Annotated in this window: 22 protein-coding genes and 1 riboswitch; of the genes, 11 read left to right on the top strand and 11 right to left on the bottom strand. The window is 48.1% G+C overall.

Going from position 1 to position 24,462, the window contains the following annotated elements; translation table 11 throughout:
- The 5 genes from RSA72_RS07010 to RSA72_RS06990 form a co-directional block, all read left to right on the top strand.
- A partial coding sequence (locus RSA72_RS07010; RefSeq protein ID WP_332632905.1) for a phosphoethanolamine transferase occupies positions 1-1,248 on the top strand: 1,248 nt, incomplete at its 5' end.
- 139 nt (positions 1,249-1,387) lie between these two features.
- The gene (locus tag RSA72_RS07005) at positions 1,388-2,416 is read left to right on the top strand and encodes a glycosyltransferase family protein (RefSeq protein ID WP_332622160.1); all 1,029 of its coding nucleotides are present in this window, start codon (positions 1,388-1,390) and stop codon (positions 2,414-2,416) included.
- Entirely contained in the window at positions 2,416-3,168 is a 753-nt protein-coding gene (locus RSA72_RS07000) for a polysaccharide deacetylase family protein (protein WP_332622158.1), read from the top strand. The genes RSA72_RS07005 and RSA72_RS07000 overlap by 1 nt, the downstream gene beginning before the upstream one ends.
- The gene (locus RSA72_RS06995) at positions 3,165-3,938 is read left to right on the top strand and encodes a glycosyltransferase family 2 protein (RefSeq protein ID WP_332622157.1); all 774 of its coding nucleotides are present in this window, start codon (positions 3,165-3,167) and stop codon (positions 3,936-3,938) included. Before RSA72_RS07000 ends, RSA72_RS06995 begins: the two co-directional genes overlap by 4 nt.
- Positions 3,935-4,966: a glycosyltransferase gene (locus tag RSA72_RS06990; protein WP_332622156.1), complete on the top strand. Its 1,032-nt coding sequence runs from the start codon at positions 3,935-3,937 to the stop codon at positions 4,964-4,966. The genes RSA72_RS06995 and RSA72_RS06990 overlap by 4 nt, the downstream gene beginning before the upstream one ends.
- A 14-nt stretch (positions 4,967-4,980) precedes the next feature.
- Here RSA72_RS06990 and RSA72_RS06985 read toward each other — a convergent pair whose 3' ends face one another.
- Positions 4,981-5,865 (bottom strand): glucosamine inositolphosphorylceramide transferase family protein, encoded by an 885-nt coding sequence (locus RSA72_RS06985; protein ID WP_332622154.1) that lies wholly within the window; start codon positions 5,863-5,865, stop codon positions 4,981-4,983.
- Positions 5,866-5,945: 80 nt separating this feature from the next.
- Here RSA72_RS06985 and RSA72_RS06980 point away from each other — a divergent pair, with 80 nt between their 5' ends.
- Positions 5,946-6,710, top strand: a complete 765-nt coding sequence (locus tag RSA72_RS06980; RefSeq protein WP_332622153.1) for a glycosyltransferase family 25 protein — start codon at positions 5,946-5,948, stop codon at positions 6,708-6,710.
- A gap of 54 nt (positions 6,711-6,764) precedes the next feature.
- On the opposite strand, the gene RSA72_RS06975 is transcribed toward RSA72_RS06980, so the two are convergent.
- From RSA72_RS06975 to RSA72_RS06955, 5 genes are all read right to left on the bottom strand, one after another.
- Complete coding sequence (locus RSA72_RS06975; RefSeq protein WP_332622152.1) at positions 6,765-7,703, bottom strand: glycosyltransferase family 32 protein; 939 nt, start codon at positions 7,701-7,703, stop codon at positions 6,765-6,767.
- A gap of 117 nt (positions 7,704-7,820) precedes the next feature.
- Positions 7,821-8,039 (bottom strand): hypothetical protein, encoded by a 219-nt coding sequence (locus RSA72_RS06970; protein WP_332622151.1) that lies wholly within the window; start codon positions 8,037-8,039, stop codon positions 7,821-7,823.
- Between the two features lie 116 nt (positions 8,040-8,155).
- Entirely contained in the window at positions 8,156-9,943 is a 1,788-nt protein-coding gene (gene aspS, locus RSA72_RS06965; protein ID WP_332622150.1) for an aspartate--tRNA ligase, read from the bottom strand.
- A 167-nt stretch (positions 9,944-10,110) separates the two neighbouring features.
- Positions 10,111-10,875, bottom strand: coding sequence for a DUF4184 family protein (locus tag RSA72_RS06960; RefSeq protein ID WP_332622149.1), 765 nt, complete (start codon positions 10,873-10,875; stop codon positions 10,111-10,113).
- Between the two features lie 23 nt (positions 10,876-10,898).
- The gene (locus RSA72_RS06955; protein ID WP_332622148.1) at positions 10,899-12,215 is read right to left on the bottom strand and encodes an O-antigen ligase family protein; all 1,317 of its coding nucleotides are present in this window, start codon (positions 12,213-12,215) and stop codon (positions 10,899-10,901) included.
- Between the two features lie 149 nt (positions 12,216-12,364).
- On the opposite strand from RSA72_RS06955, the gene znuD reads away from it, so the two are divergent.
- Positions 12,365-14,428, top strand: coding sequence for a zinc piracy TonB-dependent receptor ZnuD (znuD, locus tag RSA72_RS06950; RefSeq protein WP_332622146.1), 2,064 nt, complete (start codon positions 12,365-12,367; stop codon positions 14,426-14,428).
- Between the two features lie 107 nt (positions 14,429-14,535).
- Complete coding sequence (locus RSA72_RS06945; RefSeq protein ID WP_332622145.1) at positions 14,536-15,999, top strand: phospholipase D family protein; 1,464 nt, start codon at positions 14,536-14,538, stop codon at positions 15,997-15,999.
- 157 nt (positions 16,000-16,156) lie between these two features.
- On the opposite strand, the gene RSA72_RS06940 is transcribed toward RSA72_RS06945, so the two are convergent.
- The 3 genes from RSA72_RS06940 to RSA72_RS06930 form a co-directional block, all read right to left on the bottom strand.
- Positions 16,157-17,602, bottom strand: a complete 1,446-nt coding sequence (locus tag RSA72_RS06940) for a protein adenylyltransferase SelO (RefSeq protein WP_332622164.1) — start codon at positions 17,600-17,602, stop codon at positions 16,157-16,159.
- Positions 17,603-17,685: 83 nt separating this feature from the next.
- Complete coding sequence (locus RSA72_RS06935; protein WP_068909272.1) at positions 17,686-18,015, bottom strand: DHCW motif cupin fold protein; 330 nt, start codon at positions 18,013-18,015, stop codon at positions 17,686-17,688.
- Between the two features lie 111 nt (positions 18,016-18,126).
- Positions 18,127-19,290 (bottom strand): acyl-CoA desaturase, encoded by a 1,164-nt coding sequence (locus tag RSA72_RS06930; protein WP_332622162.1) that lies wholly within the window; start codon positions 19,288-19,290, stop codon positions 18,127-18,129.
- Between the two features lie 195 nt (positions 19,291-19,485).
- Here RSA72_RS06930 and RSA72_RS06925 point away from each other — a divergent pair, with 195 nt between their 5' ends.
- A complete protein-coding gene (locus tag RSA72_RS06925) occupies positions 19,486-19,989 on the top strand; it encodes an META domain-containing protein (protein WP_332624188.1) in 504 nt (167 codons plus the stop codon).
- An 81-nt stretch (positions 19,990-20,070) separates the two neighbouring features.
- On the opposite strand, the gene RSA72_RS06920 is transcribed toward RSA72_RS06925, so the two are convergent.
- Entirely contained in the window at positions 20,071-20,781 is a 711-nt protein-coding gene (locus tag RSA72_RS06920; protein ID WP_332624187.1) for a glycerophosphodiester phosphodiesterase, read from the bottom strand.
- Between the two features lie 154 nt (positions 20,782-20,935).
- Positions 20,936-21,514: a cob(I)yrinic acid a,c-diamide adenosyltransferase gene (locus RSA72_RS06915; RefSeq protein WP_332624186.1), complete on the bottom strand. Its 579-nt coding sequence runs from the start codon at positions 21,512-21,514 to the stop codon at positions 20,936-20,938.
- A gap of 142 nt (positions 21,515-21,656) precedes the next feature.
- Positions 21,657-21,790: riboswitch (cobalamin riboswitch) on the top strand.
- Positions 21,791-21,903: 113 nt separating this feature from the next.
- Between RSA72_RS06915 and RSA72_RS06910 the strand changes: the two genes are divergently transcribed.
- Together RSA72_RS06910 and RSA72_RS06905 are read left to right on the top strand one after the other, a co-directional pair.
- Entirely contained in the window at positions 21,904-23,697 is a 1,794-nt protein-coding gene (locus RSA72_RS06910; RefSeq protein ID WP_332624185.1) for a TonB-dependent receptor domain-containing protein, read from the top strand.
- A gap of 150 nt (positions 23,698-23,847) precedes the next feature.
- Positions 23,848-24,462, top strand: a 615-nt coding sequence (locus RSA72_RS06905) for a phosphoribosylanthranilate isomerase (protein WP_332624189.1), incomplete at its 3' end; no start/stop codon positions are given.

The raw sequence follows: 24,462 nt of genomic DNA, 5'->3' as shown, positions 1-24,462 counted from the left end.
GCGGCGGGTTTTCTGCAGGGGCATATGTCTATCGGCATTATTGCGTCAATCTTTCAAACCAATACCAATGAAGCCTTGGAATTCCTGTCCGTTATCCATTATAAATTCCTGCTGTATGTTGTGATCTTGGGGATTTTAACGTTTTATTATCTGTGTTCATATCAGACCTCATATAAACTGGCGGTCAATAAATATTTGATCGCATTTTTATGCATATTCAATGTTTTTAATGTGTTTCTGATTCAAACTGCAAATGCTGCCCTGAAATATAAAAAAGAAGAAAAAATCCTCAATGAGGGCAATGCTGAAAAGGTCAATTGGGAAATTTCCAAAAGCAGCCCGAAATACAGCACGCAGGTTTTCATACTGGGTGAAAGCGTGCAGCGGGATTATTTATCCCTGTATGGCTTTAAGGAAAAGACCACGCCATTTTTAGACCGCATGCCGGTCCAGTATGTGGGGAATTATATTTCGACTGCGCCAAATACCGCAACAAGCCTGTCCCGCACTTTGGCTTATATGGATAAAGGCCGCAATATTAAGTCTTCGATGAACGTCATGACTTTGGCTAAGCAGGCGGGATACAATACCATCTGGATTTCAAATCAGGGCTTTGTGGGCAAAAATGATACTGCAGTGTCTAAAATCGGCATTCATGCTGAGCATCAGCTGTTTTTAAAAAGCGGCAATTACCAGTCGAAAAATAAAGATGATAATGAGCTGATCGCTTTGCTTGATCAGCAAATTAAAAAGTATCCGAAGCAAAACAATGTGATTTTTCTGCACATGATGGGCTCGCATCCGGATGCGTGCGAGCGCCTGTTTGACAGCCCGCGCTTATATCCGCAATATCCGGAAGCGATTAATTGCTATTTATCCAGCATTAATAAAATGGATGCATTTCTTGAATCTGTGCATGGCGTTTTAAGTAAAACTGGAAAAAGTTTCAGCATGGCCTATTTTTCCGATCACGGCATGACCGTAAATAACGATTCATACCATGTGGATAATAACTCCAAAGCCAATTACGAGGTGCCTTTTATTGTGCTTTCGAGTGATCAGAGCGTGCGTGAAAAGCTGGACAAGTCTATCAGCGCCTATGATTTCATGAATATTTATGCGGGCATGCTGGGCGTGGAAACGCCGTATCTGAATCAGGCGCGGACATTAAGAAAAATTAAGAATAATCCGCATATTACCGTGTTTGATTGGGATGATTATCTGCCTTATGCCTCATTGAGCGACTAAGTTTCTGCGTTTACAATTTTCTTTAATTGGCGGACTGTTTTATTATATAAATCAGTCCGCTTTTTTGCGCACTGTCTGAATTTATATTGCTGCCTGAAGTTTTCATGCAGACGCCTATTTTATCTTGTTGAGTAGATGGATGAAAATTTTACATATTGCGAATTTTGGCTTCAATAAGCAGGGCGCCCATTTTTACTGTACAGACCGCAAAATTTCCGCAGGCTTAACTGAAAATGGCCATTTTGTTTATGACTTCAGTTTCCGCGATATGGCGCGCATGGGCACAATTTTTAAAACTAAAAAACTCGGCGCCAGCTGGGCCAATAAAGAAATCCTGAAAATCGTCAATAATATTGAGCCGGATCTGGTTTTGATTGGGCACAGCGACCTGATGAGTCCAGGCGTGCTGAAAGAAATCAAGCAGCAGTTTCCAAAAACTAAAATCGCTTTCTGGTATGTCGATCCGCTGTATTTAGAGCAGAAGCTGGGTTTTGTCCGCGATTTTTCCCCGTATTTGGATGCAATTTTCTGCACGACTGGCGGCGAATATCTGAAAAAGCTGAAGCAGCCGCATTTAAAAACAGCCTATATGCCGAATGTCGGCCACCGCAATGTGGAAGTGCTGAAGCAGTTCGAGTCGGAAAATATTGATAAGGAGTTCATTTTCTGCGGCGTTATTTATAAGGAGCCGGAACGTGAAAAGTTCCTGAAGGATTTGGCGGATACCCTCCGGCAGAATCAGGTGCAGTATCAGTATTACGGCTGTTTTGAGCAGCCGGGCGTCTACGGCAAAGGCTATTATAAGGTGCTGTCCGAGTCGCGCATGGGGCTGAATTATTCGCGCAAAAATGATGTCATACTGTACAGTTCAGACCGCATCGTGCAGCTGACCGGCAATGGCCTGCTGACATTCAGCCCGAGAATTCCGGGCTTTGACAAACTCTATACTGAGCAGGAAGTGGTCTATTTTGATGACCAGAATGATTTGGCTGCGAAAATTAAATTCTATGCAGACCATCCGGAGCAGGCCCGGAAAATTGCAGAAGCCGGCTGGAATAAAACCCGAAGCAGCTTCAATGCCAAGCGCATCAGCCAGTTTATGATTGAAGTGGCTTTTGATCAGCCTTTGTCAGAAGCGTATGAATGGGCGCATGAGGTATATGCTTAATGTGGATTTTATATGCTCTGGCCGGCATCGCAGTTTTGGCAGCGGTGCTGTACCTGCTGGGCAATTATACCTTTTGGCTGCCGCTGCGCAGCGCTAAATTGCCGAGAGTAGTGATGCTGCATCAAGTGACGCCGCATGCAGAGGCGTCAGGCATGAATATGCAGCCGGCTAAATTTGAACAGCTGCTGCAATATTTAGTCAAAAAGAAGGCCACGTTTTGCTTTGTTTCTGAACTGGATCAGTATCAAGGGCAAAGCAATGTTTTTGCCTTATCTTTTGATGATGGCTTTTTGGACAATTACCAATATGCCTATCCATTGCTGAAAAAATATAAGGCCAAAGCGACGATTTATTTAGCAACGCAAATAGAAGGCATTGAGAAATTAAATGCTGAACAGATTCGCGAGATGTCTGAATCTGGGGTGATTGAATTTGGCGCGCACACCCAGCATCATGTGAATTTGCTGAAACTGTCTGATGAAGACGCTTTTGCAGAAATGCAGGCATCTAAGCAGGATGTGGAAGCGCTGGTGGGCCGTTGCCCGAGCTTTGCCTATCCTTTTGGGCGCTTTAATGCAAAGCATCAGCAGATGGCCAAAGAGCTCGGCTTTCAAAATGCGGTATCGACCCGCAAAAAAGTCGAAGCCTATACCCCGGAAAATCAATTCAATATTCCCCGCGTCAGCACGCATGGCGCAATGAATGCCGTGCAAATGCGCATTGCCTTAGCCAAAGGACGCTATAAATTATGATCCCATGCAGTGTTTATATTGTCACCTTGAACTGCGGCGCCTGGCTGCGCGATACGCTGAACAGCGTCAAGGATTTTGCCGAAGTGATTATTCTGGATTCCGGCAGTGCGGATGATACCTATGCCATTGCGCAGTCATTTCCGAATACCCGCATTGCGCATCAGGACTGGCAGGGCTATGCCAGGCAGAAAAGCCTCGCTTTAGCGCAGTGCCGCAATGACTGGGTACTGAATCTGGACGGCGATGAAGTGCTGTCGCCTGAGCTGAAAGCTGAAATTGAGCGCACGATACAAGCCGGCCAAATTGATGCCTTAATTACGCCGATTAATGATGTGTTTTTGGGCGTGCCGAACAGCAAACACACGAAAAAGCATGCCAAAGTGCGTTTTTTCCGCAAGAGCAAAGGCCAGTATGACCTGGAAAATCAGGTGCATGAAAATGTGGTGGTGAATGGCGAGAGTGCCCGCGCTTCCGGGGACATCTATCACTATGGCGAATCCAGCATTTTTGTCAAAGTGGAAAAAAATAATCAGTATTCTGATTTAAAGGCGGCGGAAAAGTTTCAAAAAGGCAAAAAGCCAAGCCTATTGAAACTCAGCTTAGTCATGCCGGTGACTTTCCTGAAATCCTATTTTATCCGCCGCAGCTGCCTGAATGGCTGGCGCGGCTTTGTGAACAGCATGATCAATGCATTTTACGCTTTTCTGAAGGAAGCAAAACTGTTTGAGCAGCATCAAAATGCGGCCAAGAAAAAGCAGGATAAAGCGTGAAGATTGTTCAGGTCTTGGCGACCAGCGGCGGCATCGGCGGCTTGGAGCAGCATACCTTTAACTTGGCGAATGAGCTGTCGCAGCGGCATGAAGTGCATATGATTGCGCATCCCTGCTATGCGGAAAAGTTCAATCCGCGGGTGCATTTTCATGCGGTCGATTTTGCCCGCAGCCGCTGGAACATTCTGCTGCTTTGGCAGCTGAAAAGCCTGATCAATCAAATTCAGCCGGATCTTGTGCATGCGCAGGCCGGCAAGGCGGCTGAGCTGATTGCAAAAATCCGCGCATGGCTGAAGCCTATTAAATTTGTCAGCACGGTGCATGGCACTAAAAAAAATAAATCCGCTTATGCGGCTGCAGATGCGGTTATTGCGGTCAGCCAAGCGCTGACGCAGGGCATACCGCCTGCCAAGGCGCATGTGATTTATAATGGCGTGTATGCGCAGCCTATGCTTTCCGATCAGCAAAAACAGCAGCTGAAAGCTGAGATTTATGCACAGCATCCGGCTTTAGACGCGTCCAAAAAAATTGTGATGTGCATTGGCCGCTTAGAGCCGGTGAAAAATATCAGCCTGCTGCTTCAAGCGATGCAGGGCATAGAGGCCAATCTTTGGATTGTTGGGGATGGCTCATTGCGCCAGAGCCTGGAAAACCAAGCGCAGCAGAGCATGCAGCGCCAGACGGCTTTTCTTGGATTCCGAAGCGATGCGCGTGATTTGATTCAGCTTGCGGATGCCGTGGTGCTGTCCTCAGACCGCGAGGGTTTTCCGCTGGTGATGGTTGAAGCGCTGCAGGCGGATAAAACCATGGCATCGACCAAAGTCAATGGCGTGATTGAGTGGCTGCCGGCGCCGTATTTGGCCGGCATCGGCCAAGCGGATGAACTGCATAATGCCATTATGCATGCGCTGTCAAAGCCGGCGCAGGCCGAATTTCAGCCTTTGTTTGCCAGAGCCAAGGCTGAATTGACTGTTCAGGCGATGGCAGGGCAGACGCTGAATATTTATGAGCAATTGCTGCAAAAATAACTCAGGACGATCCCTTAGCTTTTTGCGGATAAGCGGATCGCATCTAAAACCACAAAACCGCCTTCGGCATTGATGGTATGGCAGCCGTCATCGCTGTCATTCCATGCAGGCAGGACAACTTCCAGCAGGCGTTCTTCATAGTGCGCTGGGCTCAGCTGCACAATTTCCTTCAGCTCAATATTGCCGCCGTAGCGCTTTAACGAGTCTTGGCTTGGGCGGACCAGCTTGCCGTCATAAATGAATGGCTTGCCCGCCATGCGGAACTGCTGATGGCCTCTGCATACCGGATTCTGCGGATGCTCCTGCCAGTTCGGATTTAAAATATCTTCGGTAAAAAACAAGTCTAAGCGGTCGCCGAATTTTTTGCAGTTTCTGCGTGTAGACGTAAACAGGTACCACATGCCTTCATGATAAAAAGGCGTGCTGTCCACGGCTTCAATGCCTTCTAAAATATTCGAGTGCTTTTCCCATTTGAGCGGGAACTCGGCGCATTTCCACAGTTCAACGGTCTTATTGGCGCTGCTTTCCGGAATCATGTACCAGTCATTTCCGGCTTTAAAAACACAAGGGTAGGACAGATGATAGTCCAGTTTTAAAATGGTTTGCGGTTCAGTATAAGTCCCATCTTTAAAGACTTCGATAACCGATAAAAAGCCGACCGGGTGAACATCATCGACTTCTTCAAAAAAAATGAAATGGCGGTCATTTTCCTGCGCATAAAAACAGTCTGCAAAGGTAAATTTGCGCGGTGAGTGGATTTCAAAAAGATTTTTGAGTTGTTCTTGGCTTTTTAAGGATTCTGACAGCCAGCCAAAACGCATGTACCAATGCGAATTGAATTTTTTAGCTTGTTTGCTTTGTTGAAATTTATACCATTTTTTAAAAATTGTGCGCATCATGGCTGTAAGAATATATAAAACACTATCTATGTAATTCTACATTAGATATCATTTATGCAGTGTGAAATTGGTGGGTTCTGATGAAAATTTTTATTGTAAGCATTGAAGAAAATGGCTCGCCAAGACTGCAAAAAACATTAGGCCAGCCGTTTTTCAAGCAAGGCAATGTGCCATTTAAAAAAGTCGGAATTAAAGGCGCTGAACTGACTGCCAAGGAATATTTTGAACTGGGCGTAAAAGGCCGGTCTAGGCCGCTTTCACCCAGCATGGTTGGCTGCACACTTTCACACTTGGAAGCGTTAAAAGAATTTTTAAAAACAGATGATGAATATGCGCTTGTGATGGAAGATGATGCGATTATTCCGGATGATTTAGCTGTAGAAAATTTATCAGAAGAATTAGCCCGGCTGAACATTCCGAAAAATACCCTGTTCAGTATCGGCGGTATTTTGATGAAAGAAAGCCGTAAAGTCCGCGGCGCCATTTTGGATGCTGAGTTTTTGCACCGCAAAATTTTAAAAGTGTCTCCTGATTTTTATCAACGCATTTGCTATGCCGTTGCCTATATTGTGGACAGGGAGATTGCCAAAACGCTAATTGCTTACCATCATCCTTTGCGGGCAGCCGATGACTGGCGCTGTCTGACCGATTTCAGCCCATCGGCTTCGATTCTGATGACGGCGGTAGTTGATCATCCTGTCATTGCTGCAGGGGAGCAAAATTCGCAATTAAGCGCTATTGAGAAAGAGCGGGTTGAGAGTAATGATGTGCCTATAAGCCGGTTTGGAACGCCTTTAAGATATAATATTGCGAAGTTTTTGTATAAAAAATATCCTGCAGAATAAGGGTAAAGTATAAGGTGGGTGCTTTTGAAAGCAATTTTGAAAAATTACACTCAATCAGTTTTTGTTATCAAAATCTAAAAGCGAATCTTTTTTGAATTTATGTTTTAAGAAATATGGTTCAATTAGCTTCCTATCTGCGCCAATCAGTTTAATTAGATGTGGCATGGTATTAGGCCTTTCTCTTAAAACTAGAGATTCAATGAAATAAGTACTCGACTTAATATTTATATTCTGATAAAGGAACGCATTCTCATCACAATTAAAAAGTGTAATGCTTATTTTATTGTCACGCATTATTTTTTGACAAGCTACATAAGCAATTAAATATTCTAGCATTCCTATTTTTTGGAAATACTCAGTGGAATTTGGTATATTTTTCTCTATATCCGTAATATAAGATTTAACACCCATTAGTAATGCGTTACTTAGCTCATCTAACCATTTTTTAAAGAAAGTATTCCCTTTTTCTGAAGCTAAAAGCCAATTTTCAATGACCGGGTATTCCGGCACTGTAACATTGGCTGCTCTATAATATCCAAAAGCAGAAGTTTTATTTTTTTTGCAAATATCAATGATCCAATCTAGATTGGAATAAGTAATGATGCTAGCATCCAACCATAAGCCGCCATAGTGATAAAGCAGATAAAATCTTAGTAAATCAGAATGCTGCTGTGGAGTTAGGTTTTTAAATTGAGAAAAATCATAGCTGCAGTAATCTGAAATATTTTCTTTATTTAAGATATTGATTTGATAAGATGGATTTAGTCTTTGGATTTGACTAAAGCAGCTTTGGACAAGTGCAGGGGGTTCGGAATCCCAATACATCCATATTATTGAGGGAATAGAAGTTTCAGATGATTTATCTGCTGGATTTAAAACTATTGGGTCAGCAAAGTTGTTTGGTTCTAGATTCTTATATCTTACATTTCTATAAAATCTTAAATTAAATGAAAGTAATCTAAATAGTTTTCTAGTGGATTTTTTTAGACCCATACAAAGCTCGAATGCTGATTATCTTAAGGAAAATGGATATAGATATTATCAGCCACAATTAATAACGCTATATCGATTTTATGGTTTTGGTTAGTATTAGGGATAATAAGTAATTATTTACTCTTTATCCGCATTGCCTTTCAGCACCATATAAATCAAACCGACAAAGATAATAAAGGCGCCACCCAGGCTGCTGATGCAAAACACGACAATGCGGTTATAAGTGGTTAAATTGAATAATTGATTATCCACGATGTAGCGCATGAAAACCCATTGCACGATAGCAAAAACGATTAAAACGATTGCGCGACGGCGGACTTCAGGACGCATAGCCATAAGAATGCTCACAGCAAAGTGGAATAGGGCGCTATTATGCCACCGTTGCCTGGCGATCTCAATGCAATAAAAAACCCTGCAGAGCGCAGGGTTCTTTAACTTCAGCAAAAGCGCAATTAAGCTTCTTTGGCTTCAGCTTTCGGCTTTTCACGCAGGCGGATGCCCAAGTCACGCAGCTGATTCGGCTCAACCGGCGCAGGCGCCTGAGTCAATGGGCATTCTGCAGTCTTGGTTTTCGGGAAGGCAATCACGTCACGGATAGACGTCGCGCCAGTCATCAGCATCACCAGGCGGTCCAGGCCGAATGCCAAGCCGCCATGCGGAGGCGCGCCGAATTTCAGTGCATTCAATAAGAAGCTGAATTTTTCTTCGGCTTCTTCTTCGCCAATGCCCAGAGCTTCAAAAATCGCTTTCTGCATTTCCAGCGTGTAAATACGCAGTGAACCGCCGCCGACTTCAGTGCCGTTCAAGACCATGTCATAAGCGACAGACAGCGCCTGGCCCGGATTGCTCTTCACTTCTTCAACGCTGGATTTCGGCAGCGTGAACGGGTGATGCACAGAGGTCCATTTGCCGTCATCGGTTTCTTCAAACATCGGGAAGTCAACGACCCAAAGCGGCGCCCATTCGCAAGTCGACAGTTTCATGTCATGGCCGACTTTAATACGCAAAGCGCCCATAGCATCATTCACAATTTTGGCTTTGTCCGCGCCGAAGAAGACGATGTCGCCATTTTCAGCGCCAACGCGCTTCAGCAAATCAAGCACGATCGGTTCGATGAATTTAACGATAGGCGACTGCAGGCCTTCAATGCCTTTTTCAAGCTCGTTGACTTTAATGTACGCCAAGCCTTTCGCGCCGTAGATGCCGACAAATTTAGTGTATTCGTCAATCTGGCTGCGCGGCAGTGCGCCTGCGCCCGGCACGCGGAGCGCGACAATGCGGCCTTTCGGATCTTTAGCCGGGCCTGCGAAGACTTTGAACTCAACGTCCTGCATCATGTCTGCAACGTCAACCAGCTTCAGCGGAATGCGCATATCCGGCTTGTCGGACGCATAGTCGCGCATCGCGTCTGCATAAGTCATGCGCTGGAATTTGCCGAAGTCAACGTTCAGAAGTTCTTTGAACATCTTAATGGTCAATGTTTCCATCAGATCCATAATGTCATCGTCACTCATGAACGATGTTTCAACGTCGATCTGGGTGAATTCAGGCTGGCGGTCAGCGCGCAAGTCTTCATCGCGGAAGCATTTGGCGATTTGGTAGTAGCGGTCAATGCCGCCGACCATCAGCAATTGCTTGAACAGCTGCGGCGACTGCGGCAGGGCATAGAAGCTGCCGTTGGATACGCGGCTTGGCACTAAATAGTCACGCGCGCCTTCAGGCGTAGCGCGGGTCAGAATCGGCGTTTCAACGTCAAGGAAGCCGTTTTCTTCGAAATAGTTGCGGATCAGGTTGGTCAATTTAGAGCGGAAGCGCAGGCGGTCCAGCATTTCCGGACGGCGGATGTCCAGGAAGCGGTACTTTAAGCGGACTTCTTCAGAAATGTTGGTATTTTCGTCATTCAATGGGAATGGCGGGGTTTCAGACGCTGCAAGAACTTCAATTTCTTTGCCTAAAACTTCAATTTGACCGCTGACGATATTGGCATTTTCTGTGCCTTCGTAGCGGCGGCGCACGCGGCCGGTAATTTTCAGCACGTATTCAGAGCGCGATTTGTCAGCAGTTGCAAAGGCTTCCGGAGTGTCCGGATCAATCACCACCTGCACAAGGCCGTCACGGTCGCGCATGTCCAGAAAAATCACGCCGCCATGATCGCGGCGGCGGTGCACCCAGCCGCAGAGTGTCACTGTCTGGTCAATTTGAGCTTCGGTTAAAGAACCGCAATAATGAGTTCGCATCATAGCGTAAAAAATCCAACTATATGGGTTAAGGAAGCGAATGCGTAAACAGCGCACCGCCTTAGAAAAAATTAATCTAGGATTATGCCTCTTTGAGGGGGCCGTCACAAGAACTAGATCAAAAAACCGCGGGAAATCGCGCGGTTTTAGCGCTGCATCCGCCTGCAGCTTTAGCCCATGCGGTGTCCGCGGTCCAGAACGGCAAACAGCAGGCAGCCTAAGCTGAACATCAGCAGGCTGCCGTGGGCAAACTCATTCAGCAGGCGGCCGGTCATTTCATATAAGTCTGCGCGCCACAGCTGGCTGGAAGGCGAAATGTTAAACAGCCAGGCCTGCAAAGCGCCCGCACAGAGCGAGGCAAGGGCCAGGCCCCAGGCAAAGCGCCTGATTTTAAAGCTGACGGGAAGATGCTGCTGATAGCTTTGATAATAGCGCCAGCTCATCCAGCCGATCAGCGGCAGGACAGCGAAAGAGCTGCCGATTTGCAGAATGCGGTGCAGCGGATAGGCTTGGCCCAGCAGCATGACGGGCTGGCTTAAAGCCTCTTTAAAGGCAAAGGTGCGGAAGTCGGCGTGGGTCAGCCCGTCCCAAATCAGGTGCGTGGCGGTACCGGCGATAATGGCGGCGCAGACGGCGCCCAAAAACCGTAATGCAGCCCATGCGCTGTGAATGCCTAAGTCGTGCTGCAGGCCTAAAAAGCGGTAAACTGCAGGACGGTACAGCAGATACCAGGCTGCGCAAAATGCCAGGCCAATCCATAAATCCGGATGAATCAGCGCGCTCCACAAATGCGTCACATCGGAGCGTTCGTCGCTAAACAGCCGGAATAAATCCGGCACCATGCAGCCGATGGCTAAAGCGGCGGTGGGCAGGCGCCCGCCTGTAAGGCGCGACAGCGGCGGCGCTAAAACAGCGTGAGATAAAGTAAAAGGCATTCTTTAGTCTTTTATATTCATCATCAAAACGATGCATCATTTTTGTTTTCGTTATTTAAATTTTCAACATAAATAATGTTGAGTAAACTTAATATAATTAAAAAAGTGAACATTGTCGGAAAGGGGAAAAAGAATAAATAATCACTCATGCTGCAGATTGTGAGGTAAAGCATGGTGATTAACCCTGAAAATGCTAAAAGTCGTGTATGTCGATTTGGGTTTTTCATCAAGTTTTTTATAAAATAATAAAGAGGTAAAGATGACAGTAGTAAAATATTTAAAAAACCGAGTAGGCCGTGTGCTGCAAGTTCTTGGAAAATAATATTATGTGCGTGCGGTTGGCAGTTAGGCACTATATTTTTAGATTCGGGTGCGCAAATTTGATTTTTAAAATTAACAAATCCATTTCCGGCATAAGGCGCTTGTTGAAATTTTTCTAAAGCGAATTTCCATAAGGCAAAACGTGTTCCAACACTCGTATTATAATCATTTTTCTCCATTAAAGAGGCATCGCTTTGAAGATGATCGATACGGTCCATAATGGGAGAATTTGGCATAAAAACCATGCCAATAGTAAGCATGAGTGACATGAGTATCATAAAAATAGTGTGTTTAAGATGTGTTTTATAGAAATAAAAAGCAATCATAAACAATGTAATTGGAATGCCAATCCAAGCACCGCGGCTGCCATGCAAGGTAATCATAGAAATATTGAATAAGCATAAGCCAATAAAGAGAAAAGAAAGCTTGTTTTTAAGTTTGAAACTGAATATTAGCCCAATAAGGCTGAGTGTGATGATGCAATAGTCATAAAGAATGATCGACTTAAATTCAGGAATTAATAAATCTCGATAAAAATCATGTTTTAAATTAAGATATATGTTGAAAATAAGTGAAAAAATAATACTTATAAGAATGATTTTTTCAAATTTTTTTGCCGTAAAATTTGAAAATTTTAATAATGTTCCTAAAAATATAAATGGAATTACATATAGAAATTGGTGGATGTATTTATTTTCATGTTTGTTAATAGCAAGATCGGTTTGATGTATGTGAAATATATATTCATTCAGTGTTATTAATAATGCAGAAGAAATCCCAACAGCAAAGACAATAGGATGAATGTAAAAAATTCTATTCTTTATAAGGTAAATAACCAGTAACAATGAAGGAATATAGACTAATGACCAGCTGCTGCGATCATCAGTAATTAAATTGATAAAAAAAATGAAATAAAAAAGAATTAGCCCAAAAGAAATGAAAGATTTTAGTGTGTTGGCTGGTAAAAAAATCATTAAATTAGGCTCTGCAAAAGATTGAACTGTTTTATCAAAAAACATCAAATAATGAGAAATTATAATATATATTTTGGAGTATTGGTTGAATCCTCAACGAAATGAAGTCCAAGTTCCGCCAATATTTTATTGCAAAGTAAATGAAATGTTATATTATAACAAAAAATTAACAGTGACCTGTTTGAGCCAATCTAATGCTATTTAAAAAGAATTTAATTACCGCTTCACTTTTCGCCGCCGCCGCGCCGCTGGCATACGCCGATGAAAATGCCGTTCAGGCACAGCGGCTGGATACCATTCAAGTGCAGGTGCATCCCTTGGCGCAGACGGCTGCGGATTTCGCCGCGGCGGATCATATTGTCAGCCAGCAGCAGCTGGCGGAGCGGCCCGCCACCATTGGCGATGCGCTGGCAGGCGAGCTGGGGGTGTCTTCCAACCAGTACGGCGCGGGCTCCAGCCGGCCTGTGATCCGCGGCCAGGACGGCCCGCGGGTTAAAGTGCTGCAGCATGCCTCTGAACCGGCCGATGTGTCAGCGCTTTCGCCTGACCATGCGGTTACCGTCGATCCGGTTCTAGCCAAGCAGGTTGAAATCATCCGCGGGCCGTCCACGCTGCTGTATGGCGCGGGCGCCGCCGGCGGACTGGTGAATGTGACGGATCAGAAAATTCCAGCGCAAATGCCGGAAAACGGCTATGAAGGCCGGGCCGGGCTGCGCTACAACTCCGGCAGCGATGAGAAGCTGGCCAGCGCCGGGGTCACGGCAGCGTTGGGCGGGCAGTTTGCTGTGCGTGTAGAAGGCTCCAAGCGCAAAGCCAATAACTATATCGCTCCGGATTATTTCCATGATCATGACGGCGAGCTTGAAAAAGAGCGCCGCGTGGACAATACCTTTGCCGAAGGGCAAACCGTGAATGTCGGCGGCTCATGGATTCATGAGCGCGGCTTTGTCGGCGCCGCCTACAGCAGCCGCCAGGACAAATACGGCTTGCCGGGCCACAGCCATGAATATGAAGACTGCCATCCGCATGGCGACGAGCTGGATTGCCATGCGCACGGGCCTGCGCCCGCACCCGGCCACGGCCATGCGCATGAAGAGGAGCATGCAGGGCCTTGGGTTGATTTGAAATCGGAGCGCTATGATGTGCGCACAGAACTGGCGGAACCTTTTGCCGGCTTTCAGAAATTGCGCGCGCATGCCAGCTATACCGACTATCAGCATGATGAAAAGGAAGAAAGCGCAGTGATGACCGCCTTCAAAAGCAAGGGCTATGATGCGCGCCTAGAGCTGGCGCATAAGCCGGCGGCGGGCTGGGAAGGGGTGATTGGCGCGCAGTACAATCAGCAGAAGCTGGACATCCGCGGCGAAGAAGCGCTGATGAATCCAAGCAAAACGCAGAAATGGAGCCTGTTCGGCCTGGAGCACAGGCAGTTTGGCGATGTGCATGTTGAGCTGGGCGCGCGCGCGGATCAGCAGAAGATTGACATTGACTCCGCGCAGAAAGACTTTGATGATTACGCTATTTCCTATTCGGGCGCAGCCAGCTGGGAGTTTGCGCCGGACTATAAGCTGTCTTTGTCTGCATCGCATCAGGAACGGCTGCCGCTGGCGCAGGAGCTGTATGCCAAGGGCAAGCATTTTGCCACCAATACCTATGAGCGCGGCAATCAAAATCTGGGCGCGGAAAAATCCAATAATCTGGAATTGGGCCTGCACTATGCGGCGGACCGGCTGGATTATCATGTGCATGCCTATCACAACTGGTATGACAGCTATATCTACGCGGCCACCACCGACCGGCATGAAAACTTCCGCCTTGTGGACTACACGCAGGACAAAGCCAAGTTTTACGGCATAGAAGCTGAAACCGGCTATGCTTTAAGCGACAGCTATAAGCTGAGCATATTCGGCGACTATGTGCGCGGCAAAATTGACGGCGAAAATGCGCCGCGCGTGCCTGCAGGGCGCTTGGGCGCGAAAGTCAATGCCGGCTTTGCCGGCGGCTGGTCAGGCACGGCGGAATATTCCCATGTGTTTAAGCAGGATGAGTTCGCGGCCTATGAGCAGGAAACCTCCGGCTACAATATGCTGAATCTCGGCCTGGCCTATGCCGCAAAGTACAGCAAAGCCGGCGATTACCGCGTGTATTTCAACGCCAATAACTTGCTGGATGACCAGGTGTATTCGCATGCCTCTTTCCTGTCGAATATTCCTCAAACCGGGCGCAATTTTACAGTGGGCGTCGAATTCGGCTTCTGATCCCGGCCTGTGATTTTAGCGCCGTAAACAGCCTGAAGTCACAGAAATCCTCTTGAAAAATCACAGGATAAAACCTAGTCTGAGCGCATTGGACTAGGTTTTTTATTATGCGTATCTTTCAGAAAATTCACGGCAAGCTGAATTGGTCACGCCGGCGCTACATCAGCGCAGTGATCGGACTGCTGGCCATCGGCTACCTTTCTTCGGCAATTTATCACACTTATAAGCCCCTGCCGCAGGGGCTGGATTACACCGGCAAGCTGCGCCATGCCAAGGTGCAGTTTATCGCCGATCAAAGCTATGCCGATGCGTCTGGAAAGCTGCATCTGGATCAGCAGATTTTCAAGCAGATGCTGCGCCTGATTGATCAGGCGCAAACCACGATTGTGCTGGATATGTTCCTGTTCAATAAAGAAGTCGGCACCTCTAAAATCGCCCATCAGGCGCTGGCGCAGCAGCTGGCCGATGCCCTGATTCAGAAGCGCAGGCAAGCGCCGAATGTTGAAATCAAGCTGATCACCGACCCGATCAATTCGGTGTACGGCGGCGTGGCGCCCGAACACTACCGCCAGCTGCGTCAGGCCGGAATCGACGTGATTGAAACCGATTTAACGCCGTTGCGCGCATCCAATCCGGCATGGTCGGGCTTCTGGTACCTGTGCTGCCAGGGAGTCCGCAATAATCCGGAACAAGGGTGGCTGCCGAATCCATTCGGCCATGAAAAAATCACCATCAGAAGCTATCTGGATTTATTCAATTTTAAAGCCAATCACCGCAAAACCTTGGTGGTAGATACGGCAGAGGGCTGGCAGGCGCTGGTGACTTCCATGAATCCGCATGACGGCAGTTCGCGCCATTCGAATGTCGCCCTGCTGGTGAGCGGCAATACCGCGCTGGATGTGCTGAAAACCGAGCAGGCTGTGGCGATGATGTCCAAAGCCGATTTTCCTGCAGTGATTGCCGGCGAGTTTGAAGCGGCGCCGAGCGATCCGCAGGTGCAGGTGCTGACCGAAGCAGCCATTTACGATGCCGTGCTGCAGCTGCTGGACAGCGCCAAGCCGCAAGAGCGCATTGATTTGGCCATTTTCTATCTGTCTGAACGCAAGATCATTCAGGGCCTGATTGCAGCCCATGAGCGCGGGGTGCATGTGCGGGTGCTGCTGGACCCGAACAAGGATGCCTTCGGCCGCCAAAAGAACGGCATACCGAACCGCCAGGTGGCGTCGGAACTGAACGATGCCGGCGTGCCGGTGCGCTGGTGCAATACCCAGGGCGAGCAGTGCCACAGCAAAATGATTGCGAAATACGGCGCGCAGCAGGCCGAGCTGATTCTGGGCTCCTCCAACTTTACTGCGCGCAATCTGAAAAACTACAATCTGGAAACCAATCTGCGGGTGCTTGGACAGCCGCAAAGCGCTGTTTTTAAAGATGCGGAGCAGTATTTCAATGGCGCATGGTCAAATCTGCACGGCCGCCAGATGAGTGTGGATTACAGCAAGTATGCTGACGAATCCAAGCTGAAGTATATGCTGTACCGCTTTATGGAGTGGAGCGGGCTGTCGACATTTTAATGCGCTGAGGATGCCGGCGCGCTTTGCTCCGTTCTGAAATAGGCGGGCCGCGCATTTTATGCCAGACCGGGCTGAGTGATCTGCCCAGTTTTTTATTGCCTGTTTGCTGTTTCAGCGCACTGCGGATAAGTCAAAATTTATCCGCAGATTTGCTGTTTTAAGATGAACAGCTGACCGCCACTTCAGGCTGATCGCCCGGCAATGGCGCCAAGTCGCTTGCCTGCTCCAAGTCTGGCTGCTGAACATAAGGCTGGCGCAGCAGCTGGAACAGGCGCTCGACTTCTGAGAAGTCATCGCATTCCGCAAGCTCAATGGCTTTTTGCGCCATGTGGTTGCGCAGAATATAGCGCGGGTTGGCTGCCGCCATCGCCTCATCCAGCGCAGCGGTGTCCTGCAGCCCGCGGATGCCGTGATACTGCGCCAGGAATCCTTCAAACTGGCGCCGGTCAAGGCAGTCATCCTTAATCAGCTCATACTGCTTGTTCTGCAGGCGGATAAAGCTTTGCGTATAGTCCAGCTGCTCGCTTTGCAGCACGCGCAAAAACGCCATGGCGCAGTCAAAGCTGTCTTTATGCAGGCTGGGCAGGCCCATTTTCCGGCATAAGCCCAGCGTGTAATGCTCCAGAAAGGCCGGCTCAAAATGTTCCAGACATTTGGCCAGATCCTCTTTCCATTGCGCCTTGTCATCGCCTGCCGGGCACAGCGGAATTAAATTATTCAGCCAAGTCCATAAATTCCAGTGCCCGATGCTCGGCTGCTGCTGATAGGTGTAGCGGCCCTGATAGTCCGAATGGTTGTTGATCCAGTTCGGGCGGAAGCGCTCCATAAAGCCGTAAGGGCCGAAATCCAGAGTGGAGCCGGTAATATTCAAATTGTCGGTATTCATGACGCCGTGCGCGAAACCCGCCAGCTGCCATTTCGCAATCATCACCGCAGTGCGCTGAATCACCTGAGCGGCGAAAGCCAGCACCGGCTGTTCCGCCGCAAGGCATTGCGGATAGTGCCATTCGATGCATTTTTGGGTAAATTCAGGCAGCAGGGCCGGCTGATACTGATTGATCCATTCAAAATGCCCCAGGCGGATATGGCAGTCGGAGGTCCGCAGCATCATGGCGCCCAGTTCCAGCTTCTCGCGCTGCACGCCTTGCGTGGAGGAGGTGAAGCCCACCGCATTGCTGGAGGGAATGCCCAAGGCATTCAGCGCATGGCCGGCCAGATATTCGCGGATCACTGAGCGCAGCACCGCGCGGCCGTCGCCCATGCGCGAGTAAGGCGTGGCGCCGGCGCCTTTAAGATGTAGGTCTACGGTTTGGCCATTTTTATCGATAATCTGCGCAATCAGCAGCCCGCGTCCATCGCCCAGCTGGCCTGCCCATTGCCCGAACTGATGGCCTGCATAGGCCATGGCTAAAGGCTCAAATTCGGCAAAGGTTTTCCGGCCACTGCAGATTTCAACCCATGCGGCTTTATCGGCATCTGACCACTGCAGCTCATCTGCCAGCGCCGCATTGAAATGCCCGGCTTTAGCGCCTTGCAGCGCTGAGGGCTGCTGATGGTGATAGAGTTTTTCCGGGAGCGCAGAATAGCGTGAATTGAAATGCATAGACAAAATGGGCAAGTGCTGAATAGGTTTAAACTATAGCAAAGTTGCGCAGGCGGATGTGCGGTAAATGCTTAATCCGCAATTCAGTCCACGATGAACAGGCGCGCGCCGGTTTCCGAGTAGGAGCGGTGCGCTTCGGCATTGTCCGCAACCTGATAGCTCATGCCGGCCTTTAAAATGAAATGGCGCCCATCCTGCAGTTCTGTATGCAGTTCGCCCGCTATGCAAAAGAGGATATGGCCTTTGCTGCACCAATGGTCGGCCATATAGCCGGCAGAGTATTCCACAATGCGCACGCGGATTGGCCCAAAGCGCTGCGTGCGCCAAAGCGCGTAGCCGTTTTCGCCTTCATATCTTTCGGTGGCTATTTCATCCCAGTTGGTGAGGCCAAAGGGGATATTGCTTATTTCCATAGTGATGCGCTTTTTATATTGCAGATGCCCATTATTATCGTGAATTTCAAATAAAGAAAAGCCCCAAATGCGGGGCTTTTTCTGACTGCATTATGAATGAGCGCAGAGGGATCAGCTGGCGGTCTTTTTCTTTAGGCTGCTGACCAGCAGGTTCAGTGTCTGGCGGTGGTGCGAAAGGCGCTGTTCAACCAATTGGAATTCCATTTTCAGCTTGTCGTCCATTTGGTGAATCTTCTCGGCAACCGAAGCTTTCTTCGCCTGAATCTCAAGCTCTTTCAGTTTTGCCCAGTCATTCAAGGTTTGAGAAAAAGCGTCATATTCCTGTGAAATGCGCAGCTTCACAGTCGCCATGTCTTCATTGACATTGTGTCCATACACCGCCAAATCCTGCTCGGCATATTTGAACTTCATCGCCAATTCGGCTTTTTTGATGTTGAAGCTTGGAATGCGGCGCAGGTTTTTGGCTAAGCCTAATTTAGAGCAAGACCAGATCAGCCATTTAGTCGGATCGTACTGCCACCATTTCACGCCGTTGCGGTAATCGTACTGGAAAATGTGGTGGTAGTTGTGGTAGCCCTCGCCCCAAGTGGCAATCGCAAGGACAAAATTGTCGCGCGCCGTATTTTCATCGGTATACGGACGCGAACCCCACATATGGCACAGCGAGTTGATGAAGAAGGTTACATGGTGGCTGAGGATCAGGCGCATTAAGCCGCCCAGCAGCAGCACGCCCCACATGTCGCCTACCGCCCAGCCGATCGGCAGCAGAATGCTGGCATGCACGGCAATAACCAGTGGAACATAGTATTTGTCCTGGAACATCACCAGTTTGTCATTCAGCAAATCCGGCGCGTTTTTATAGTTGGCGGCGCCTGACGGATAGTCACGGAGCATCCAGCCGATATGCGCATACCAGAAGCCGCGGTTGATGGAGTAGGGGTCTTGCTCGATATCATCGACATGGCGGTGGTGGGTGCGGTGGCCTGAAGCCCAGAACAGAATGCTGTTCTGAACGGCAAATGTGCCCATAATCATTAAAATAATTTTTAATGGCAAGGTGGCTTCATAAGCGCGGTGCGCCCATAAGCGGTGATAGCCTGCCGTGATGCCCAAACTGCTGACGCCCAGCAAAACAAACATGCTGATCCAGGCGGCTAAGCTGAAATCATGGTGATAGGCATATAACGGAATTGCAATTGCCGCCACAATTGGCAAGAATATCAAGGCAAATACGGCAATCCAGTTAATTGGGGCTTTGGGTAGGGGAGCGGTCATCTCCGGCAGTACTCCTAGAACCTTGGCAGGTTTGAATAGAAAGTAAAATCCATATTCTTTCTATGGATTAAGACTTCAGCATATTAGCATGCGCAAACAGCTGTTCACAGTATTTATTGTACAGTTGTATTGTACTAAACAGTAACAGAATAAGACTGACTATTTATTGATTTTATCGAAGCTTAGAGGGTGTTGATGACAGTTGTTCGATATTGCCGTGAAAAACAGGAAAAATATACAGAAAAGTGCGGATTGGCGGTCACTTTGTCGGCTGCGTTTTTGCTGGCTGGCTGCCAGAGCGCCAGCCATGTTGCATCCGCTGCGTCTGCAGAACGGCCTGCGCAGGCCATGAGCAGCATGGACGGCGTGCAGGATGTGCGCTGGGAAATCACCCAGATTTCAGGCCAGAAAGCCAAATTTTTTCATCATCAGCCCTATCTGCAGTTCAGCTCGCAGTTTAAGCAGCTCCGGGGCAATACCGGCTGCAATGAGCTGGCGGGCAGCTATGAGCTGGACGCCGGCCAGCGTACCGTAAAGCTCAATGCGCGCGCCGGCCATTTCAGCTGCGATGCTGCTTTGGCGCAGGAAGCGGTGCTGATGGATGCCCTGCAGGATGCCGAGCGCTTTCAGCTGAAAGGCGGCCAGCTGATGCTGCAGGATAAAAGCGGCCGGGATCTGCTGCAGGCGCAGAAAAAATAGCGCCTGCATGGATGGATCATTCTGCATAAAAAAGCCCTGCATTTTTGCAGGGCTTTTCATTAAAAAATGGTTTTGAAACTGTCATAAATGCTGCCGCATCATTTTAGGAAAGTCGGTAATCAGCCCGTCAATGCCTAAGCCGCGCAGCTGTAGCGCGCGTTCAATATTATTAACCGTCCAGACGCTGACGGCTAAATCCGCCTGCTGCGTTGCCCGGATGATTTCCGGCGTGGCCAACCGGTCCATCCAGCCGATTTGGCAGCAGCCGAATGCCAAAGCCTGCGCAATGGCCTGTTCTCCGCTGTCATCCTCAATCAGCAGGCCCCGCCTGAAAGCGCTGTTCTGCCGGATTAAAGCCTGATGGATTTTCAGGTCAAAACTGGTGATCACCGCCGTGCGCTCAAAGCCCTGCAGCTGTTTCTGCAGTTCGATGATCAGCCTTTCAGCCTGCTGCGCGGTTTCTACTGCCTTAACTTCAACTTCAAGATGCTCAAAGTCATGCATGATCCGCAGCGCATCGCGCAGGGCTGGTGTGGCCTGCCTGTCCCAGTCCATCCAGATATGAGCCTGATTAAACGGCGCAAGCTCTGTGCTGGCGCATTCGTAGAGGCTTTTGTCTATGCCTGTGGTTCTGAGGAAATTGTCATCATGCATAATCACCAGTTCGCCGTCTTTGAGCTGGCGCACGTCAAACTCGGCCGCGCGGATGCCTAAGCCGTGAATATACTGAAAACCGCCTAAAGTATTTTCAGGCGCTTCACCGCGGGCGCCGCGGTGTCCGATGATTCTCATGCATCCGCCTTATTGTCAGCTGGAAATTTGATTATGCCATGACGGAAACTGTGCGCTGTTTGGCCTTGCGGAAAGCGCCTGCATAGCCACCTTTTAAGCAGCCATGCGCAAGCCATCAAGCTCAGTCCATTTAAAGATCAATTTAGCATTAACCTTAAATCGTTTCGTTGATATTTTTTTGCCACAGCACTTCCGAACCGCCTTCGGCGCGCTGCAGGGCGCGTGATGCGACAAACAGCCAGTCGGACAGGCGGTTAAGCAGCTGCAGGGCGGCTGCCTGAATGTTCTGATCGCGGGCCTGCACAGACATTAACGCGCGTTCCGCACGGCGGCAGACCGCGCGGGCCTGATGCGCATAGCTGCACGCCAGCGTTCCCGAAGGAAGGATAAAATCTTTCAGAATAGGCAGGCTTTCGTTCATGCGGTCAATTTCTTTTTCCAGAAACTCAACGCAGACCGGCTGCAGCAGGGTGTAGTTGGGAATGCAGACTTCGCCGCCCAGATCAAACAGCCAGTGCTGAATCAGGCTCAGCGGTTTGTCCCAAGCTGCTTTATCCGCAATTGCGCTGGCCGCAATCTGCGAGCGCAGAATGCCGACGCAGGCATTCAGTTCATCGACATCGCCTAAGGCGCCGATGCGCAAATCATCTTTGGCAACGCGTGAACCGTCGCCTAGGCCGGTGGTGCCTGAGTCGCCTGTGCGGGTGTAAATTTTGCTTAAACGGTGGCCCATGCTGTATTCCTTAAGGGTTTGAAAATCTGTGTCTGCATATAAAAAAGGATAATGCCATAGTCTGGCGCGGCAATGAATAAACAGCGCAGCGTAAATTTTTTGATGCGGTCAGATTCAGCTTGACTTCAAGCCTGCTAAAAATTACTCTGCCTGCGCTTCAGGTGCTTCCATATGCGAAGTGAAACTGGGAAGTCAGTCAAACGCTGACACTGCCCCCGCAACGGTGAATAGGGTTTGCCCTTAAGTCCGGAGACCGGCCTGATGCAACCTACACATAATGCGGCGGGCGTTAGACAGGGATTGCATGCTTTTTGTATTGCTTACCCGTAATCCGCCTATGCGTTATCCATTTATATCTTCGCACGGGCGGTGCGATCGGGGAATACAGCATGCATCCTATCTCAAAGACCTTATTGGGTTCTCTTTTTATTTTGTCGCCACTTTCAGCTGCAATGGCAGAAACTTTGCCCACTATCAATGTGACGGCAAACCGAACAGTTACACCAGATCAACATACAATGGCAGGTGTGACGGTCATTGATCGGGCTGAAATTGAACGCAAACAATTTAACTCATTGACTGATTTGCTGAAAACAGTTCCAAGTATTTCTATGAGAAGTAATGGCGGTGAAGGCAAAACTTCAGGTATTTCATTGCGTGGCACAAAATCAAACAATGTTTTAGTGCTGGTTGATGGGCAAAAGGTCGGTTCTGCAACAACAGGTGCAGCCGCATTTGAACATTTCCCAATCGATCAGATTGAGCGTGTTGAAGTGATTCGCGGACCGCGTTCAAGTTTGTATGGTGCTGAAGCTATTGGCGGCGTGATTCAGATCTTTACGCGTAAAGGCAGTCAAGATGGAATTAAGCCATTTGCATCGATGACCTACGGTTCGCATGAAACTTATGACGGTAATATCGGGGTTCATGTGAAAGAAGGGAATTCATGGGCAACATTGAGCCTTGCAGGTCGTAAAACACAGGGTATTAACACGACAGCGCCAACGGGATGGGGATACGATCCAGATAAAGACGGCTATGAGAATAAATCAGTTTCTGTAAGGGCCGGTCATCAATTTAATGATCAATTTAGCTTAGAAGGCAATGTGCTTTATACTGATGGTAAAAATGAATATGACAGCAGTCCAAATATATATTCTAACATCAATCAAAATATTTACGGTGTGACTGCTAAATATAAGCCAATTAATGTATGGGAAACTGAATTTAAAATAGGGCGTACTGAAGACAAATTAGAAACAGTTGCCAGTACAACTTCACATATTAATACTGAGCGCAATAATGCTTCCTGGTTAAATACATTGTCATTGCACCCGCAGCATACTTTAATGTTTGGTGTTGATTATCAAGATGATAAAGTCACCAGTGAGACAGCATATACTCTTAAAGAGCGTAATAATATTGGCTACTTTACTCAATATTTAGGAGCAATTGGCGCAGTTGATCTGCAGGCTGCTGTCCGTTTTGATGACAATGAGCAGTATGGTGACCATACTACTGGCAATGCTAGTGTTGGTTATCGTTTCAATGATGACTACACAGCCTATGCTGCATGGGGTAAGGCATTTAGAACGCCTACTTTTAATGAGTTGTATTGGCCGGGTGCGGGTAATGTTAACTTAAAGCCAGAAGAAGCTGAAAATATTGAAATTGGTTTTAAAGGCCGTCAATGGCTGGATTGGCAATTGAACATTTTCAATAATGAATTTGACAATATGATTGTAGGATGGCCAGCAATTAATATAGATAAGGCGCGTATTCAAGGGGGGGAGCTTGAAGTAGGGCAAAATCTTAGTAATTGGATGTGGAATGTTAACTACACTTATCAAAAACCAGAAGACCGAGGCAATACTGCAAATAAAGGTAAACAGGCAGTATATATACCTAAACAATTGTTGAATGTTTCTGCTGACTATAAAATGGATAAGTGGACAGTAGGCGGTTCAGTGCATGCTGAAGATAAGCGTTATACTAATCCAGCGAATACGCAATATTTAGGCGCATTTGCAACAGCTGATGTGCGAGTTGCTTATCAAGCTACACCTGAATTCAGTATTCAGGCAAAACTTGCCAACATGTTTGATAAAGAATATCAGACGAATAAAGACTATAACCAAGACGGCCGCACCGCTTGGGTAACTTTGCGCTATGCAATGAAATAATCTTTTGAAGCATAGAAAAGCCCTGAGTCATCAGGGCTTTTCTATTTGCATGAGCAGATAAAGCTGCTGAATTTGCACGCAACAGTTCAAAATTGCATTACAATAATTTGCCCTCAAAATAGATGAATCGGCGATTCAAAATACACCGCCATAAATAGAGCAATCATGATGCGAACCCGTGCCAAAATCTGCGGCCTGACCCGGCCGCAGGATATACAGTCTGCTGTCCATGCAGGCGCAGACGCAATTGGCTTGGTTTTTTATCCGCCCAGCCCGCGCAGCGTGACGGCAGAACAGGCCAAGGCACTGATGCGGCATATTCCCGCCTATGTGCAGACCGTTGGCCTTTTCGTAAATGCTTCTGCAGATGAAATAGAGGCTGTGCTGAAAGAAGCGCCTTTGGACATGCTCCAGTTTCATGGCGATGAAACCGCAGCCGAATGCGCCGCTATCGCTGAGCGGACTGGACGGCGCTGGTATAAAGCCCTTCAGGTCAAGCCTGAGCTGGATGTCATAGAAACCATAAAAAACTATCAACAAGCAGGCGCAAGTGCAGTACTCTTAGACGCTTGGCATCCTGAGCTGAAAGGCGGAACAGGGCACAGCTTTGACTGGTCGCAGTTCCCCAAACTCGATATCCCTTTAATTTTGGCAGGCGGCTTAAAGCCTGAAAATGTTGAAGACGCCATAAAGACCACGCAAGCATTTGCGGTCGATGTCAGCGGAGGCGTAGAGTCCGCAAAAGGTATCAAAGACCAACAACTC

Source organism: Acinetobacter sp., assembly GCF_036659555.1.
GTDB lineage: Bacteria > Pseudomonadota > Gammaproteobacteria > Pseudomonadales > Moraxellaceae > Acinetobacter.
The sequence above is the reverse complement of the archived record's forward strand: the minus strand, read 5'-3'. Positions and strand labels throughout refer to the sequence as shown.

Excerpts from the sequence above, each read along its gene's own strand:
- RSA72_RS07005 (WP_332622160.1), top strand. The coding sequence starts at position 1,388 with ATGAAAATTTTACATATTGCGAATTTTGGCTTCAATAAGCAGGGCGCC.
- RSA72_RS07000 (WP_332622158.1), top strand. The coding sequence starts at position 2,416 with ATGTGGATTTTATATGCTCTGGCCGGCATCGCAGTTTTGGCAGCGGTG.
- RSA72_RS06995 (WP_332622157.1), top strand. The coding sequence starts at position 3,165 with ATGATCCCATGCAGTGTTTATATTGTCACCTTGAACTGCGGCGCCTGG.
- RSA72_RS06985 (WP_332622154.1), bottom strand. The coding sequence starts at position 5,865 with ATGATGCGCACAATTTTTAAAAAATGGTATAAATTTCAACAAAGCAAA.
- RSA72_RS06980 (WP_332622153.1), top strand. The coding sequence starts at position 5,946 with ATGAAAATTTTTATTGTAAGCATTGAAGAAAATGGCTCGCCAAGACTG.
- RSA72_RS06975 (WP_332622152.1), bottom strand. The coding sequence starts at position 7,703 with ATGGGTCTAAAAAAATCCACTAGAAAACTATTTAGATTACTTTCATTT.
- RSA72_RS06970 (WP_332622151.1), bottom strand. The coding sequence starts at position 8,039 with ATGGCTATGCGTCCTGAAGTCCGCCGTCGCGCAATCGTTTTAATCGTT.
- aspS (WP_332622150.1), bottom strand. The coding sequence starts at position 9,943 with ATGATGCGAACTCATTATTGCGGTTCTTTAACCGAAGCTCAAATTGAC.
- RSA72_RS06960 (WP_332622149.1), bottom strand. The coding sequence starts at position 10,875 with ATGCCTTTTACTTTATCTCACGCTGTTTTAGCGCCGCCGCTGTCGCGC.
- RSA72_RS06955 (WP_332622148.1), bottom strand. The coding sequence starts at position 12,215 with ATGTTTTTTGATAAAACAGTTCAATCTTTTGCAGAGCCTAATTTAATG.
- znuD (WP_332622146.1), top strand. The coding sequence starts at position 12,365 with ATGCTATTTAAAAAGAATTTAATTACCGCTTCACTTTTCGCCGCCGCC.
- RSA72_RS06945 (WP_332622145.1), top strand. The coding sequence starts at position 14,536 with ATGCGTATCTTTCAGAAAATTCACGGCAAGCTGAATTGGTCACGCCGG.
- RSA72_RS06940 (WP_332622164.1), bottom strand. The coding sequence starts at position 17,602 with ATGCATTTCAATTCACGCTATTCTGCGCTCCCGGAAAAACTCTATCAC.
- RSA72_RS06935 (WP_068909272.1), bottom strand. The coding sequence starts at position 18,015 with ATGGAAATAAGCAATATCCCCTTTGGCCTCACCAACTGGGATGAAATA.
- RSA72_RS06930 (WP_332622162.1), bottom strand. The coding sequence starts at position 19,290 with ATGACCGCTCCCCTACCCAAAGCCCCAATTAACTGGATTGCCGTATTT.
- RSA72_RS06925 (WP_332624188.1), top strand. The coding sequence starts at position 19,486 with ATGACAGTTGTTCGATATTGCCGTGAAAAACAGGAAAAATATACAGAA.
- RSA72_RS06920 (WP_332624187.1), bottom strand. The coding sequence starts at position 20,781 with ATGAGAATCATCGGACACCGCGGCGCCCGCGGTGAAGCGCCTGAAAAT.
- RSA72_RS06915 (WP_332624186.1), bottom strand. The coding sequence starts at position 21,514 with ATGGGCCACCGTTTAAGCAAAATTTACACCCGCACAGGCGACTCAGGC.
- RSA72_RS06910 (WP_332624185.1), top strand. The coding sequence starts at position 21,904 with ATGCATCCTATCTCAAAGACCTTATTGGGTTCTCTTTTTATTTTGTCG.